Below are 13,868 nucleotides of genomic sequence, written 5' to 3'. Positions count from 1 at the left end.
AAGCCCCGAGCGAGGCACCGCTTTTTCTTGGAGGAGCGAAGCGGGGGAAAGAAAAAGCGGTGCCTCGCGAGCCGGCGACGAAGTCGCCCAACAAAACAGCAAGCCCCGCCCGGTGACCTTCATCACCGGCCGGGGCCGCATTCGTCTGCTTACCGCAGTGGCATCGGGTTACTTCTTGCCGCTGCGCACCGCCTTGGGCGACACCAGACGGGTCGCCGACCAATCCTTGACGGCGCCGAAGCTCGTCGTGCGGGCCAAGCCCGCCGTCGGCGCGGCCTCACCGATGTCCGAGGGTTCTACATATCCGTCACGGCCGGTCTTGGGGGTCAGCAGCCAGATATGGCCACCATCCGTGAGCGTGGCGAGGGCATCCACGAGGGTGTCGACGAGGTCGCCGTCGTCCTCGCGGAACCACAACAGGACGACGTCCGCGACGTCTTCCTCGTAGTCCTCATCGACGAGTTCGTTTCCGGTGAGCTCCGCGATCTCCTCGCGCAGCTCCTCGTCCACGTCGTCGTCGTAACCGAGCTCCTGGACCACCTGTCCGGGCTGGAACCCAAGTCGAACGGCCGAGTTGGCCCGCTCTTCCGCGTGGTCCGCGGTCGCGCTCACGAATTAACCTCCCTTGTCCGGCCCCACAACGCTTCGGGGCTCACGCGCGTAAGTCCACACGCGCCAGGCTGTTCGCGCAAGTACCCAGGTCACGTACTCGCGCAAACGCCACACCGCGCCCTGTGCGGAAGCTACCCCCGCCAGGTGTGGATCACGCAACGTATTCGAGGGTCCAGCGTGACAGACGAATGCTCACCAGGTCCGCCGGGGCCGTCCCGCGGCCGGGTCGGCGCCGCCTGCGGTCTCGATTACCGCGTCCGCGCCGGGGATCACCAACCCGGTGTGTCCATCCTCGAACCGCACCACATACGGCGGTGCCCCGTCCGGCCCCCTGACCTCGACGATCTCCCCGAATCGGTCGCCTCGACCGACCGTCTTCCCGTGCACGTGGAGCCGGTCGCCAATTCGTGCCCGCATCGGCTGTGACCTCCTTCTCGAACGGGTGCGAAACCACTCACACCCCCAGGGAACTACGCCAGTGCGCCGTGCGTAAGACAGTCGGCGTAAGGTCTTGGAGGTTCACGGTTGCATCACCCCGCAATCGCGAACCGCCGCGTGGAGCGTCCGGCGACAGTCGGACGATCAGGGCAGCTCCGCTCCTTTCGCGGTAACCGAACACGGATCGAGCTCGGTACATGTGGCGCAGGCGGGCACCCCGCCGGTCCATTACCGGTCGGTAGAGATGACGGATCCAACGTCCGGGTACCACGATGGGGACGGCGCGACACCGCTCAGGGTGGTCGACCCCGCTCTCGCGGGGAGGGTCCCCATCTACCGATAAGGCGAAGGAACAGCGTGGCTTCCGGACGAGAGCGCTTCTCGATCATCAGCGACGGCCTCCCGAGCCAGCTCCCCGACATCGATCCGAACGAGACCGGGGAATGGCTGGAGTCGCTGGACGCAGTCATCAACGAGCAGGGCCGCCAGCGAGCCCGCTACATCATGCTCAAGCTGCTCGAACGGGCCCGTGAACGACAGGTCGGCGTGCCGGGCCTGCGCAGCACGGACTACATCAACACGATTGCCCCGGAGAGCGAGCCCTGGTTCCCCGGCGACGAGAACATCGAGCGGCGCATCCGTGCGTTCGTCCGGTGGAATGCCGCGATCATGGTGTCGCGGGCGAACCGCCCGGGGCTGGGGGTCGGCGGACACATCGCCACCTACGCGTCCTCGGCGAGCCTGTACGAGGTCGGCTTCAACCACTTCTTCCGCGGCAAGGACCACGGGGAGTCGGGCGACCAGATCTACTTCCAGGGACACGCGTCTCCGGGCATCTACGCACGTGCCTTCCTGGAGGGACGCCTCACCCAGGCCCAGCTCGACGGCTTCCGCCAGGAGAAGTCGGCCGCCCCGAACGGGCTGCCGAGCTACCCGCACCCGCGGATGATGCCGGAGTTCTGGGAGTTCCCGACCGTCTCGATGGGCCTGGGCCCGCTCGGGGCGATCTACCAGGCCCGGTTCAACCGGTACCTGCACAACCGGAACATCAAGGACACCTCGCGCAGCCACGTCTGGGCCTTCCTCGGCGACGGCGAGATGGACGAGCCGGAGTCGCTCGGCAACATCGGCCTGGCCGCCCGTGAGGAGCTGGACAACCTCACCTTCGTGATCAACTGCAACCTGCAGCGACTCGACGGTCCGGTGCGCGGCAACGGCAAGATCATCCAGGAGCTGGAGTCGTACTTCCGCGGCGCCGGCTGGAACGTGATCAAGGTCGTCTGGGGTCGCGACTGGGACCCGCTGCTGGCCCAGGACACCGACGGCGCGCTCGTGAACAAGATGAACACGACGCCCGACGGCCAGTTCCAGACCTATGCGGTGGAGTCCGGCGCGTACGTGCGCGAGCACTTCTTCGGCGACGACGCGCGGCTGCGTCGGATGGTGCAGGACCTGACCGACGAGGACATCCAAAAGCTCGGTCGCGGCGGGCACGACTACCGCAAGGTCTACGCGGCCTTCAAGTCGGCACGTGAGCACGTCGGTCAGCCGACGGTGATCCTGGCGCAGACGGTGAAGGGGTGGACGCTCGGCCCGAACTTCGAGTCGCGCAACGCCACGCACCAGATGAAGAAGCTCACCAAGTCGGACCTGAAGGCGTTCCGCGACCGGCTCTACCTGCCGATCTCGGACGAGCAGCTCGAAGGCGACGTCCCCCCGTACTTCCACCCCGGTGAGAAGTCCGAGGAGATGGAGTACATGCGCGAGCGGCGTGCCGCGCTCGGTGGTTCGCTGCCGCAGCGGCTGGACCGCTCCAAGCCGCTCAAGCTGCCCGGCGACCCGGTCTACAGCGTGCTGAAGAAGGGCTCGAAGCAGCCGGTCGCCACGACGCAGGCGTTCGTGCGCCTGCTCAAGGACCTGATGCGCGACTCCGAGATCGGCAAGCGCTTCGTGCCGATCGCGCCGGACGAGTACCGCACCTTCGGCATGGACGCGATGTTCCCGACCGCCAAGGTCTACAACCCGCACGGGCAGACCTACGACTCGGTGGACCGTGAGCTGCTCCTGTCGTACAAGGAGTCGGCGCAGGGTCAGATGTTGCACGACGGCATCTCCGAGGCCGGCTGTGTGGCGTCGCTGATCGCCGCGGGCTCGACGTACTCGACGCACGGCGAGCAGATGATCCCCGTGTACGTCTTCTACTCGATGTTCGGGTTCCAGCGCACCGGCGACCAGTTCTGGCAGATGGCCGACCAGCTCAGCCGCGGCTTCGTGCTCGGCGCCACGGCCGGTCGCACCACGCTGACCGGCGAGGGCACCCAGCACGCGGACGGGCACTCGCAGCTGCTGGCCTCGACGAACCCGGCCTGTGTCGCCTACGACCCGGCCTTCTCGTACGAGATCGCGCACATCGTCAAGGACGGTCTGCGGCGGATGTACGGCGAGAACGCCGAGGACGTCTTCTACTACATGACGGTCTACAACGAGCCCATCGCGCAGCCGGCGGAGCCCGCGAACGTCGACGTGGACGGCATCCTCAAGGGCCTGTACCTCTACCAGGACGGTCCCGCCAAGGAGGGCGCGCTGCGTGCCCAGATCCTCGCCTCCGGTGTCGGTATGCCGTGGGCGCTGGACGCGCAGAAGCTGCTCGCCGAGGACTGGAACGTGGTCGCCGACGTGTGGTCGGTCACGTCCTGGAACGAGCTGCGGCGCGACGCGGTCGCGGCGGAGGAGCACAACCTGCTCCACCCCGAGGCCGAGCCGCACATCCCGTACGTGACCCGAGTACTCGACGGCCGGCCCGGCCCGGTGGTGGCGGTCAGCGACTGGATGCGGGCCGTACCGGACCAGATCTCGCGTTGGGTCCCGGCGGACTTCGCGTCGCTGGGCACCGACGGCTTCGGCTTCGCCGACACGCGCGGCGCGGCCCGGCGCTTCTTCCACGTGGACACCGAGTCCGTCGTGGTGGGTGTGTTGTCCGAGCTCGCCCGCCGCGGCGAGATCGAGCCCGGCGTGGTCGCGGACGCGATCAAGCGCTACGAACTCCTGGACGTCAAGGCGGCCGGAGTGGGCACGGTCGGCGGCGACGCCTGATCGGCACGTAGTCCGGCCGCGGCCCCGATCCTTGCCCGGGATCGGGGCCGCGGCCGTTATTGCCGAGCCTTCGGGATCGCCCCGGGTCTAGACTCGCGGGGCCGGCCGCGGGACTTCGGCTGCGACTTTCGGAATCGCCTCTTAAGCGTCACTTCGCTGTTCGCGCCTCCATTCCCCGGCCGGCGTCAGCTTTCGTCCGGCCGAGGGGACGCGTGGTGGATCGCCGGGAAGTGGCGGCGTGCGAAGACGTGGTGATGTTCGTCAACGCCGCGGTGACCGCCACCGGCCAGCGCGAGTTCCGCGACGACGCGGACGCGCAACGGCTGTCGGTCGGGTTCCTGCACGAGTACATCGCGGGCAACTACCGCGAGCTGTACGCCGCCACCCTCGCGCTGGACATCAACGACTTCAACGCCGCCCTGATCGTCCGGAACCTGCTCGAGAGCAGCCGCGACCTAACTCCCGAGGTGCGTCGCCGCGAGGGCGAACTGATCGCGCGCCGGCTGGAACTGATGGCCCCTCAGCGAGTCTGGAAGCTCTTTCGCGAGTTGGCCCGACGCGGCGTCAACAACCGCCGCACGCGCGCGATCATGCGCGAGTGGACGGCGGGCCGCCGTGATCCGGTCTTCGACGCCGTGAAGTACCGGACCGGGGTCAAGGCCACGCTTCGGCACGCACACCTGCGCACGCCCGCCGAGACCGGCACGTTCCTGTTCACCGCGCCCCGCAAGGTGGCGGCCTTCGAAACCCCGCTGTTCGAGACCTGGCGCCAGGCGCACTACGCGCAGAGCGCGCTGTACGAACTGCCGTACACCGTCGCCGAGGGGCTCGCGTCCAAGCACGGCATCAAGCGCGCGACGTTCCTGGAGCGGATCGCCCCGCAACTGACCCGGCTGGAGCGGTTGCGGTTGCAGGGCGCCGGCGAGCGGGCCGAGGTCGGCGCGGTGCGGGCCGACCTCTCCCGGATGCCGCTGACCCGGCTGGCGTCCTACGTGTTGTCCCTGCCGCGCGCCGATCGCACCGCCCGATACGACGAGTTGCGGCACGCGCTGACCGAATCCGCGCGGCGGGCGGCGGGAGACGCCGCGGGAACCTGGGGCCGGGTCGTCGCGGTGCTCGACGACAGCTTCTCCTCGTTCGGGTCGACCGCGAAGCGGCAACGGCCGCTGGCGGTTGCGCTGGCCTGCCGGTTCCTGTTGAAGGCGCTCGCCCGGGAGTTCACCGGCCTGTGGACCTCGGGGCTGCACGACCCGCTGCTGGTGCGACCGAGCGGGCCCACGCCGCTGGGCGAGCGGCTGATCGACGCGCTCGAACTGGCCCCGGACCGCCTGGTCGTGGTCTCCGACGGCTGGGACAACAGCCCACCGGGGCTGGCCGCCGAGGTGTTGCGGGTGTGGCGCGAAAGGCTGGATCCGGGCGGGGCGACCACCGTGGTGCATCTCAATCCCGTGTACGACGCGGACGGCTTCGACGTCAAGCGGCTGTCGGCGAGCGTGCCGACGGTGGGTGTGCGCGACGCGGAGGACGTGCCGGCGCTGGTCGAGTTGGCCCGGTTCGCCGAAGGGCGGGCCGGGTTCGAGGAACTGCGGCACTACCTGGCGGATCGTCAGGACCGATTCCGGGCCCGGAAGGCGGCGGCATGAGCGACACGTTCGCAACGACCGGCCTGACCGCCCGACCCGCACAGGTGTGGGGCGCGATCCGACTGGTGCCGCTGGTGCGCGAGGAGCCGCTGGTGGGCCTGCGGCTGGATCGACGGGTGTACGGGGCCGGTGACCCCTCGATCGTCGACGTCGGCGATGGCACCTGCTACCAGGCCTTCATCCCGCACGCGTTCGTGGCGTCCTGGGGCACCGACGCCGACCCGTCGGCGGCGTTCGGCACCCAGCTCCAGGAACGGCCGGCCACGCCCTCGAGCGCGCGGATGCGGGCGCCTCGGCGGGCGTTGCGCCGGATGGCCCACCGGGAGAGCAGCAACCGGCTGCGTTTCCTCCCGATGCACCTGGCCATGGAGGGATATCTCTCGTTGCACTTCGGCGGGCCGTCGATCGTGTGGGAGGAATGGACCGACCGTGCCGTGCGCAAGGGGTTGTCGCCGCGCACGGAAGAGGCGTTCTGCGGCTGTGTCGTGCGCGGTCTGGCCGACGCGCTCAAGGTGTTCGAGATCCATCGCGGGCAGTGCGGGGTCGCGCTGTACGTCGCGGACACGCTCGCGAGCGTGTTCGTGGTGCCGCACCCCGCCGACTACCGGGCCCTGCACACCACGCTGCTCGAGGATCTGTACGGCGAGGTGCTGTTCCACTACGCCAACTACGTCGAGGCGGTACCGGACTTCGTCGTGGCGATCGACGGCGAGCGGGTGTCCTCGCTCGCGAACCTGCGCCGCGAGGCGGCGGAACAGTCCCGCGCGTGGGAGCGGTTCCATCACCTGATGCTGGCCGGCCTCACCGGCGAGGGTGCCTACACGAGTGAATCGGTGTACCGGATGGGCTCGTTCGAGCTCACCCGGTTCCTACCCTCGTTCCGACTCGACGAGGAGAACCACATCGGCGAGCGCATCACCCACGAGGACGGCCGGCTCGCGTACTGCAAGACGTTTCGGCTGTCCCCCGCGCAGACCCGCAGGGGCCACCTGCTCGCCAACCTGCGCGCGCACGAGTGGGATCTGGTCGCGACGGCGACCGCGTTGCACACCACGCCGACCGAGTTGACCCGTCGGATCCGCGACTCGGGCTTCGAGGGGCTGCTCCGGCAACACGTGGTGGATCGCCTCGATCGCGACGGACGCCGCCGCGGCTGAGACCGCCCCGCGTCGGCGAGGCGGCCTCGGGCGTGTCTAGTCGCGGTCGTTGAAGGTGGCCGCCATGTCCGGGTACCGCGCGCCGGTGACCTGCCCGGCGATCGGCTCCAGCGCGGCCAGTTCGGCCTCGGTGAGCACCAGGTCGACCGCGGCCACGTTCTCCTCCAGGCGGTGCCGCTTGGTGGTGCCCGGAATCGGCACCACCGACAGGCCCCACGCTCGGGTGCGCGACTGCACCCACGCCAACGCGACCTGCGCAGGCGTCGCGCCGTGCGCCCGCGCGATCGCCCGCACCGGCTCCAGGATCGCCGCGTTCGCGGCGGCGTTGTCGCCGGTGAAGCGCGGCTGGAAGCGGCGGAAGTCGCCCTCGGGCAGCGTCTCCGCCGCGGCCCAGGCACCGGTCAGGAAGCCCCGGCCGAGCGGCGAGTAGGCGACCAGCGCCGCGCCCGCCTCGCGGGTGGCGGGCACCACGGAGTCCTCGATGTCGCGGGTGAACAGGCTCCACTCCGACTGCACGGCGGCGATCGGGTGCACGGCCGCCGCCGCGTGCAGCTCCTTCGCGGTCACCTCGGACAGGCCCAGGTGCCGGACCTTGCCCTCGCGCACCAGCTCCGCCATCGCGCCGACGGTCTCCTCGATCGGCACCCGCACGTCGCGACGGTGCATGTAGTACAGGTCGATCACATCGGTGCGCAGCCGGCGCAGGCTCGCCTCGGCGGCCCGCTTGACGTAGGCCGCGTCGCCGCGGATCTCGCGCACGCCCTCGGGCGAGATGTCGATCGCGAACTTGGTCGCGAGGGTGACCCGCTCGCGCCGGCCGCCCTCGGCGAGGAAGGCCCCGAGCAGTTCCTCGTTGGTGTGCGGGCCGTAGACGTCCGAGGTGTCGAACAGGGTGACGCCCAGGTCGAGCGCGCGTTCCAGGGTCGCCACCGACTCGCCGTGTTCGGCGCCCACGTAGAAGGCGCTCATGCCCATGCAGCCCAGCCCCTGGGCGAAGACCTCGGGACCGTCGTCACCCAGCCTGAGAGTGCTCGTCCTGTGAGTGCTCATCATCGTTACTCCGCTCCGCGTCCGCGTACATCTCGATCTTGTGGTCGATGACGAGCAGGCAGCTCTGGAGATCGCTGATCCGGTTGCGGACCTCCTCGCGGTGGTCCTGCAACAGCTCTCGGCGCGCGGCCCGGGTCTCGTCGCCCAGGCGGACCAGCTCCGCGTACCGGAGCATGTCCGCCACCGGCATCCCGGTCAGCCGCATCTTGCCGACGAACTCCAGCCAGTCGAGATCGTGGTCGCTGTAGCGACGCCGACTCCCCCGCCCGTTCCCGTCTCGTCCCGTCCCGGGGCCCTGCCGGCTCACGTGCCGCATCAGGCCGATCCGCTCGTACCAGCGCAGGGTGTGCGCGGTCAGACCGGTGCGGGCGACCACTTCGCCGATCGAGTACTTGCCGACCTCGTAGTCCTGCGGTGCGGTGACCTGCTGCGTGGCCGACATCGTTGAGCCTCCGGTGGGGAGCCCGCCCCGGTGGGGCGGGCACGACATGAACGCTACGGAGTTGGAGCGCACTCCAAGCAAGCACGAATCCTCACGCGTCGGTCAACCCGGCGTGCATCTCCCACACCAGCACCTCGGCCGGGCCGTCCGGGAAGGCGGTGATCCGCTGCCCCTGGGCGGCCGCCAGACGCACCGCGTCACCCGCCGCGAGCACACCGGCGCCCTCCAGCTCGACGATGCCGCGCGCGACGAACACGTGCGCGAACGGCGCGTCCGGCAGCGTCGCGGTGCCGCCCGCGGGCAGTCGCGCCACGTGCAGCGCGGCGTCCTTCTGGTGGATGCGGATCGCCGCGTCGTGCCCGGGCCGCCCGGACGCGATCGGCACCAACCCGCCGCGCTCGAGCTCGGCCCGCACGTCGCGCTGCTGGTAACCCGGCGTGATCCCGGTCTCGTCCGGCACCACCCACATCTGTACGAAGTGCACCGGCTCGGCCGAGCCGGCCGCGTCGTTCTTCTCCGAGTGCAGGATGCCCCGGCCCGCGCTCATCCGCTGGGCCAGCCCCGGATGGATGATCCCGTTGTGGCCCTCGGAGTCCTGGTGCACCAGGGAGCCGGAGAGCACCCACGTGACGATCTCCATGTCCCGGTGCGGATGCGTGTCGAAGCCGGTACCGGGCGCCACCACGTCGTCGTTGCTGACCAGGAGCAGTCCGAAGTGTGTGTTGTCCGGCGCGTAGTGCCGGCTGAAGGAGAAGCTGTGGTGCGAGTCGAGCCAGCCCGCGCGCGTATGGAAGCGGTCGCCGGCCCGGCGCACGTCGAAGGTGGTCATGCCGCTTTCAACCGCGGACCCGGCGCGTGCTGTTCCCGCGCCCGGTCCGGCCCGGGGCCCCTCGGGTGCGGGCGGATCACCCGCAAACCGGCCCCAATCACCGAGGGTGAACAGCCCCGTTGATATCGTTCGCGCGTCGGCGGCCGGTTTGTCGCCGACGGCGTCGAACGCAGCGAAGTCCGGTGGGATCCCGGCGCTGTCCCGCAACTGTGATGCCCCGCCCCTCTCCAGGGTGCTCGGGGACAAGCCAGGTCGCCTCGTCCGCGCCGACGACATCGGCCTCGCAGGAGGGGCGATCCGTCTCCACGGGTCCCGACACCTGCCGTGTCCCGGGACCTGGAGTTTTCGTTGAGATCCGTACCCCTGCTTCGTTCCGCCGCCGCGCTGCTGCTCGGCGCGCTCGTCCTCACCGGGTGCGGTGACTCGGACGACTCGAAGGACGGGAAGCCCCAGGACACACCCGCGGCGGCCGGCGGCTCCACCGGGGCGGGTCCCGACGCCAAGGCCTTCCCGGCGACGGTGGACTCCGGCGGCGCCAAGGTCACCATCGCGAGCGCGCCGAAGAAGATCGTCTCGCTGACCCCCACCGCCACCGAGATGTTGTTCGCGATCGGTGCCGGCAGCCAGGTCACCGCGGTCGACGACCAGTCGAACTTCCCGGCGAGCGCGCCCAAGACCAAATTGTCCGGCTTCAAGCCGAACATCGAGGCGATCACCAACTACACCCCGGACCTGGTGGTCGCCTCGGACGACATCGACGGCCTGGTCGCGGCGCTGAACAAGCTCAGGATCCCGGTCGTGCTGACCCCCGCGGCCAAGACCTTCGACGACTCGTACGCGCAGCTCACCGCGCTGGGCACGGCCACCGGCCACAGCCGGGAGGCCGGCGAGGTCGCGGCGAGGATGCGGACCGACATCGCGGGCATCGTCGCCGCGACGCCCAAGCCCGCGAGGCAGCTGAGCTACTTCCACGAGTTGGACAACACGCTCTACACCTCGACCTCCAAGACCTTCATCGGCCAGGTGTACGCGCAGTTCGGCCTGAAGAACATCGCCGACGAGGCGGACAAGGCCGGCACCGGCTACCCGCAGCTCTCCGCCGAGTACCTCGTGCAGGCCAACCCCGACCTGGTCTTCCTCGCCGACACCAAGTGCTGCGGCCAAAACGCCGACGTGGTGGCCAAGCGACCGGGCTGGGACACGGTGAACGCCGTGCGCAACGGCGGCGTGGTCGGGCTCGACGACGACATCGCCTCGCGCTGGGGGCCGCGCGTGGTGGACCTGGTCCGGGCCGTCTCCGGCGCGGTCACCAAGGCCGGCGCGACGCAGGGCTGACGGCCGGCTCGTGCGGGACCTCCTGCCCCACCGATCCCGACCGGCGGTACTGCCCCTGTTCTGCGCGGGCGTACTGCTGGTCGGCGTCGTCGTACTCGCGCTGACCGTCGGTGCGGCAGATCTGCCCGCGAGCGGGGTGGTGCTCGCACTGCTGGACAAGCTGCCGTTCGTGGACCTCGACCACGGCCTGTCCCCGGTCCAGTACGCGGTCCTGATGGACCTGCGGCTGCCCCGGGTGCTGGCCGCGGTGACCGTGGGCGGGCTGCTGGCCATGGCCGGCGCCGGCTACCAGGGCGTCTTCCGCAACCCGCTGGCCGACCCGTACCTGCTCGGCGCCGCCTCCGGCGCGGGCCTGGGCGCGACGCTGGTGATCGTGTACGCGGACGGCAACAGCGTGGGCGGGATCCCGGTGGTGCCGCTCGCCTCGTTCGTCGGCGCGATGGGCGGGGTGCTGCTCGCCTACGGACTCGGCACGAGCACGGGGCGCTCGGACGGCACCGCGAACCTGGTCCTGGCGGGGGTCGCGGTCGCCCAGTTCCTGGCCGCCGCGCAGACCTACGTGCAGTCCGCCAACACCGACGAACTGCGCCGGATCTACTCGTGGATCTTCGGCCGACTGTCCGGGATCGGCTGGGCCGACCTGCGGATGATCCTGCCGTACGCGCTGGTGAGCACCGCGGTGCTGCTCGTACACGGACGCCTGCTCGACGTCATGTCGGTCGGCGACGAGGAGGCCGCGGGCCTGGGCGTACGGGCCGGCCGGGTGCGCCTGGTGGTGCTGCTCGCCGCCTCCCTGGCCACCGCGTCGGCGGTCGCGATCAGCGGCCTGATCGGCTTCGTCGGCATCGTGGTGCCGCACATCGTGCGCCGCTTCGTGGGCGGCAGCTACCGCCGGGTCCTGCCCATGTCGCTGCTGTGCGGCGCGGCCTTCCTCGTGCTCACCGACCTGCTCGCGCGCACCCTCACCGCACCCGGCGAACTGCCGATCGGCGTGGTCACCGCGTTCGTCGGCGCGCCGTTCTTCGTCTTCGTGCTGCGCGGCACCCGCAAGGTGGACGTATGAGCGCCCGGTTGCTGCTGTGCGACACCGGCGTGGACCGCGACCGGGTCCCGGTCCTGCGCGGCGTGCACGCCGACGTCGAGCCGGGCGAGTGGCTCGCGGTGATCGGCCCCAACGGCGCGGGCAAGTCCACGCTGCTCAAGGCGGTCGCGGGACTGCTGCCCTATCTGGGCTCGATCAGCGTGGCCGGGCGCCCGGTCCGCGAAATGTCCCAGCGCGAACTCGGCCGCGGCATCGCCTACACCGCGCAGAGCCCGGTGGTGCCGGCGCAGATGCCGGTGCACGAGTACGTCCTGCTCGGCCGCACCCCGCACCTGGGCTATCTGGCCCGTCCCGGACGGCGCGACCGGGCGATCACCGACGAGGTGATCGAGCGGCTGGACCTGGGCCCGTTCGCCGGGCGGGACGTGGGCCGGCTCTCCGGCGGCGAGCGGCAACGGGTGGTGCTGGCCCGGGCGCTCGCCCAGCAGGCACCGGTGCTGCTCCTGGACGAGCCGACCACCGCGCTCGACCTGGGTCATCAGCAGCAGGTGCTGGAGATCGTGGACGGGCTGCGCCGCGACGACGGCCTGACCGTGCTCACCACGCTGCACGACCTGGGCGTGGCCGCGCAGTACGCGGATCGGCTGCTGATGCTGGTCGACGGGCGGCCGGTGGCGTCGGGGTCGGCCACCGAGGTGCTCACCCCCGAGTCGATCGCCGAGCACTACCAGGCTCGGGTGTCGGTCGACACCGGTCCGGACGGCCGCCCGCGGGTGCACCCGGTCCGCCCCGGGCACCTGGGCCGGGACACCGCCGAGGGGTCTCCGTGAGCACCCTGCCCCGCCCACGCGAGACGCCGGCCGCCTTGCTCCGCCCGCGAATCGTGTGGCGCGACGAGGACACCACCCGTCGCCCGGCCCTGCTGTGGCGGGCCGGCCCCGGTTGGCGCATGGCCTCCTCCGCACTGCTGGGCGGCGGCATCGGCGAACGCGCGTGGGTCCTCAACCTCCAGGTCCGCGCCGGCTACGACCGCATGGACCCGGTGACCCACCTGGAGGAGGTGGCCGCCCCACTGGATCTGACCGGCCCGGGCGTGGGCCTGATGACCGCCGCCGACGTCACCGCGTGGACACACGGCGCGGACGAGGGCGTCGAGGCGGCGGTGACCACCGGCATCGGCATCCCGACCTGGGCCGCCGACCCGGCCCCGGGCCGCCCCGGCGCACCCCCACCCGGCACGATCAACATCCTCGCGGCCATCCCCGCCCCCCTCTCCGACGCGGCCCTGATCAACGCGGTGGCCACCGCCACGGAAGCGAAGGTGCAGGCCCTGCTGGACGCCGGCTACGCCTGCACCGGAACCCCCTCGGACGCGGTATGCGTCGCGTCCCGCACCCCCACCCCCAACACCCCCACCGAACCCTTCGGCGGCCCCCGCTCCCTATGGGGCGCCCGCCTCGCCCGAGCGGTCTACACCGCCGTACTCCACGGCGCCCACACCGACCGCCACCGCAGACACCAAAATCCCCACGCCACGCCCACCCCCACATAACCGCCGCCCACCCCCCGGCGCGTCAGCACCCCCGACCCACCCCCACCCCAGCGATCGACGCGCGAAGCGCGGAGACCGGCGAAACCGCAAGCTTTGACTCCCTGCCCCGGACCAAAGCCCAAACCCCCGGCGCGTCAGCACCCCCGACCCACCCCACCCCAGCGATCGACGCGCGAAGCGCGGAGACCGGCGAAACCGCAAGCTTTGACCTCCTGCCCCGGAGCAAAGCCCAAACCCCCGGCACGTCAGCGCCCCACCCCAGCGATCGACGCGCGAAGCGCGGAGAGCGGCGAAGCCGCAAGCTTTGACTCCCTGCCCCGGACCAAAGCCCAAACCCCCGGCGCGTCAGCGCCCCCGACCCACCCCCACCCCAGTGATCGACGCGCGAAGCGCGGAGAGCGGCGGAGCCGCAGAACTTTGACTTCGTGCCCCGGAGCGAAGCGCAGGGACACGAAGTCACGAGCGAGGGGCCGCTTTTTCGCGGAGGAGCGAAGCGGGGGAGCGAAAAAGTGGTCCCTCGCGAGCCGGCGACGAAGTCGCCCAACAAACAGCAACGCCGCGGAACACGACTCCGGCCCACCACCCCGCGCCCCCACGACCCAGGCCCACCCCCCACGCCCCCCGCCCCCACCCCCACCCACGACACCCGCCCCGCCACCCCGCGCAACCTGCACC

Annotated in this window: 12 protein-coding genes; 7 read left to right on the top strand and 5 right to left on the bottom strand. The window is 70.9% G+C overall.

The window, feature by feature from the left end; translation table 11 throughout:
- Window positions 1-168: 168 nt before the first annotated feature.
- Both ACZ4FV_RS49465 and ACZ4FV_RS49460 read right to left on the bottom strand, forming a co-directional pair.
- Window positions 169-612 carry a DUF3052 domain-containing protein gene (locus ACZ4FV_RS49465; protein WP_026217985.1) on the bottom strand — a complete coding sequence of 148 codons (444 nt, stop codon included), beginning with the start codon at window positions 610-612 and terminating at the stop codon, window positions 169-171.
- 192 nt (window positions 613-804) lie between these two features.
- Window positions 805-1,029, bottom strand: coding sequence for a DUF1918 domain-containing protein (locus ACZ4FV_RS49460; RefSeq protein ID WP_395872736.1), 225 nt, complete (start codon window positions 1,027-1,029; stop codon window positions 805-807).
- Between the two features lie 378 nt (window positions 1,030-1,407).
- Between ACZ4FV_RS49460 and aceE the strand changes: the two genes are divergently transcribed.
- From aceE to ACZ4FV_RS49445, 3 genes are all read left to right on the top strand, one after another.
- Window positions 1,408-4,143 carry a pyruvate dehydrogenase (acetyl-transferring), homodimeric type gene (gene aceE, locus ACZ4FV_RS49455; RefSeq protein ID WP_395872735.1) on the top strand — a complete coding sequence of 912 codons (2,736 nt, stop codon included), beginning with the start codon at window positions 1,408-1,410 and terminating at the stop codon, window positions 4,141-4,143.
- Between the two features lie 254 nt (window positions 4,144-4,397).
- Window positions 4,398-5,786 (top strand): hypothetical protein, encoded by a 1,389-nt coding sequence (locus ACZ4FV_RS49450; protein ID WP_465327881.1) that lies wholly within the window; start codon window positions 4,398-4,400, stop codon window positions 5,784-5,786.
- The gene (locus ACZ4FV_RS49445; RefSeq protein WP_465327878.1) at window positions 5,783-6,943 is read left to right on the top strand and encodes an ARPP-2 domain-containing protein; all 1,161 of its coding nucleotides are present in this window, start codon (window positions 5,783-5,785) and stop codon (window positions 6,941-6,943) included. The genes ACZ4FV_RS49450 and ACZ4FV_RS49445 overlap by 4 nt, the downstream gene beginning before the upstream one ends.
- 36 nt (window positions 6,944-6,979) lie before the next feature.
- Here ACZ4FV_RS49445 and ACZ4FV_RS49440 read toward each other — a convergent pair whose 3' ends face one another.
- The 3 genes from ACZ4FV_RS49440 to ACZ4FV_RS49430 form a co-directional block, all read right to left on the bottom strand.
- Window positions 6,980-7,993 carry an aldo/keto reductase gene (locus tag ACZ4FV_RS49440; RefSeq protein WP_402230838.1) on the bottom strand — a complete coding sequence of 338 codons (1,014 nt, stop codon included), beginning with the start codon at window positions 7,991-7,993 and terminating at the stop codon, window positions 6,980-6,982.
- Window positions 7,956-8,435: a MerR family transcriptional regulator gene (locus tag ACZ4FV_RS49435; RefSeq protein WP_395872732.1), complete on the bottom strand. Its 480-nt coding sequence runs from the start codon at window positions 8,433-8,435 to the stop codon at window positions 7,956-7,958. The genes ACZ4FV_RS49440 and ACZ4FV_RS49435 overlap by 38 nt, the downstream gene beginning before the upstream one ends.
- Before the next feature lie 91 nt (window positions 8,436-8,526).
- On the bottom strand, window positions 8,527-9,264 hold the full coding sequence (locus ACZ4FV_RS49430; protein WP_395872731.1) for a pirin family protein: 738 nt from the start codon (window positions 9,262-9,264) through the stop codon (window positions 8,527-8,529).
- Window positions 9,265-9,612: 348 nt separating this feature from the next.
- Between ACZ4FV_RS49430 and ACZ4FV_RS49425 the strand changes: the two genes are divergently transcribed.
- Genes ACZ4FV_RS49425 through ACZ4FV_RS49410 form a run of 4 tightly spaced genes read left to right on the top strand, consistent with a single transcriptional unit; the run spans window position 9,613 to window position 13,193 of the window.
- Window positions 9,613-10,599 carry an ABC transporter substrate-binding protein gene (locus tag ACZ4FV_RS49425; protein WP_465327873.1) on the top strand — a complete coding sequence of 329 codons (987 nt, stop codon included), beginning with the start codon at window positions 9,613-9,615 and terminating at the stop codon, window positions 10,597-10,599.
- Window positions 10,600-10,609: 10 nt separating this feature from the next.
- Window positions 10,610-11,662 (top strand): FecCD family ABC transporter permease, encoded by a 1,053-nt coding sequence (locus ACZ4FV_RS49420; protein WP_395872729.1) that lies wholly within the window; start codon window positions 10,610-10,612, stop codon window positions 11,660-11,662.
- The gene (locus ACZ4FV_RS49415; protein WP_402230832.1) at window positions 11,659-12,471 is read left to right on the top strand and encodes an ABC transporter ATP-binding protein; all 813 of its coding nucleotides are present in this window, start codon (window positions 11,659-11,661) and stop codon (window positions 12,469-12,471) included. The genes ACZ4FV_RS49420 and ACZ4FV_RS49415 overlap by 4 nt, the downstream gene beginning before the upstream one ends.
- The gene (locus ACZ4FV_RS49410) at window positions 12,468-13,193 is read left to right on the top strand and encodes an adenosylcobinamide amidohydrolase (protein WP_402230829.1); all 726 of its coding nucleotides are present in this window, start codon (window positions 12,468-12,470) and stop codon (window positions 13,191-13,193) included. Before ACZ4FV_RS49415 ends, ACZ4FV_RS49410 begins: the two co-directional genes overlap by 4 nt.
- The last annotated feature ends 675 nt before the right edge of the window (window positions 13,194-13,868 follow it).

This window comes from Embleya sp. NPDC025285, from assembly GCF_055558835.1.
This window is presented reverse-complemented; position numbering and strand designations above follow the sequence as displayed.

Coding starts and splice junctions, on each gene's coding strand:
- ACZ4FV_RS49460 (WP_395872736.1), bottom strand. CDS start 1,029: ATGCGGGCACGAATTGGCGACCGGCTCCACGTGCACGGGAAGACGGTC.
- ACZ4FV_RS49450 (WP_465327881.1), top strand. CDS start 4,398: ATGTTCGTCAACGCCGCGGTGACCGCCACCGGCCAGCGCGAGTTCCGC.
- ACZ4FV_RS49445 (WP_465327878.1), top strand. CDS start 5,783: ATGAGCGACACGTTCGCAACGACCGGCCTGACCGCCCGACCCGCACAG.
- ACZ4FV_RS49440 (WP_402230838.1), bottom strand. CDS start 7,993: ATGAGCACTCACAGGACGAGCACTCTCAGGCTGGGTGACGACGGTCCC.
- ACZ4FV_RS49435 (WP_395872732.1), bottom strand. CDS start 8,435: ATGTCGGCCACGCAGCAGGTCACCGCACCGCAGGACTACGAGGTCGGC.
- ACZ4FV_RS49430 (WP_395872731.1), bottom strand. CDS start 9,264: ATGACCACCTTCGACGTGCGCCGGGCCGGCGACCGCTTCCATACGCGC.
- ACZ4FV_RS49415 (WP_402230832.1), top strand. CDS start 11,659: ATGAGCGCCCGGTTGCTGCTGTGCGACACCGGCGTGGACCGCGACCGG.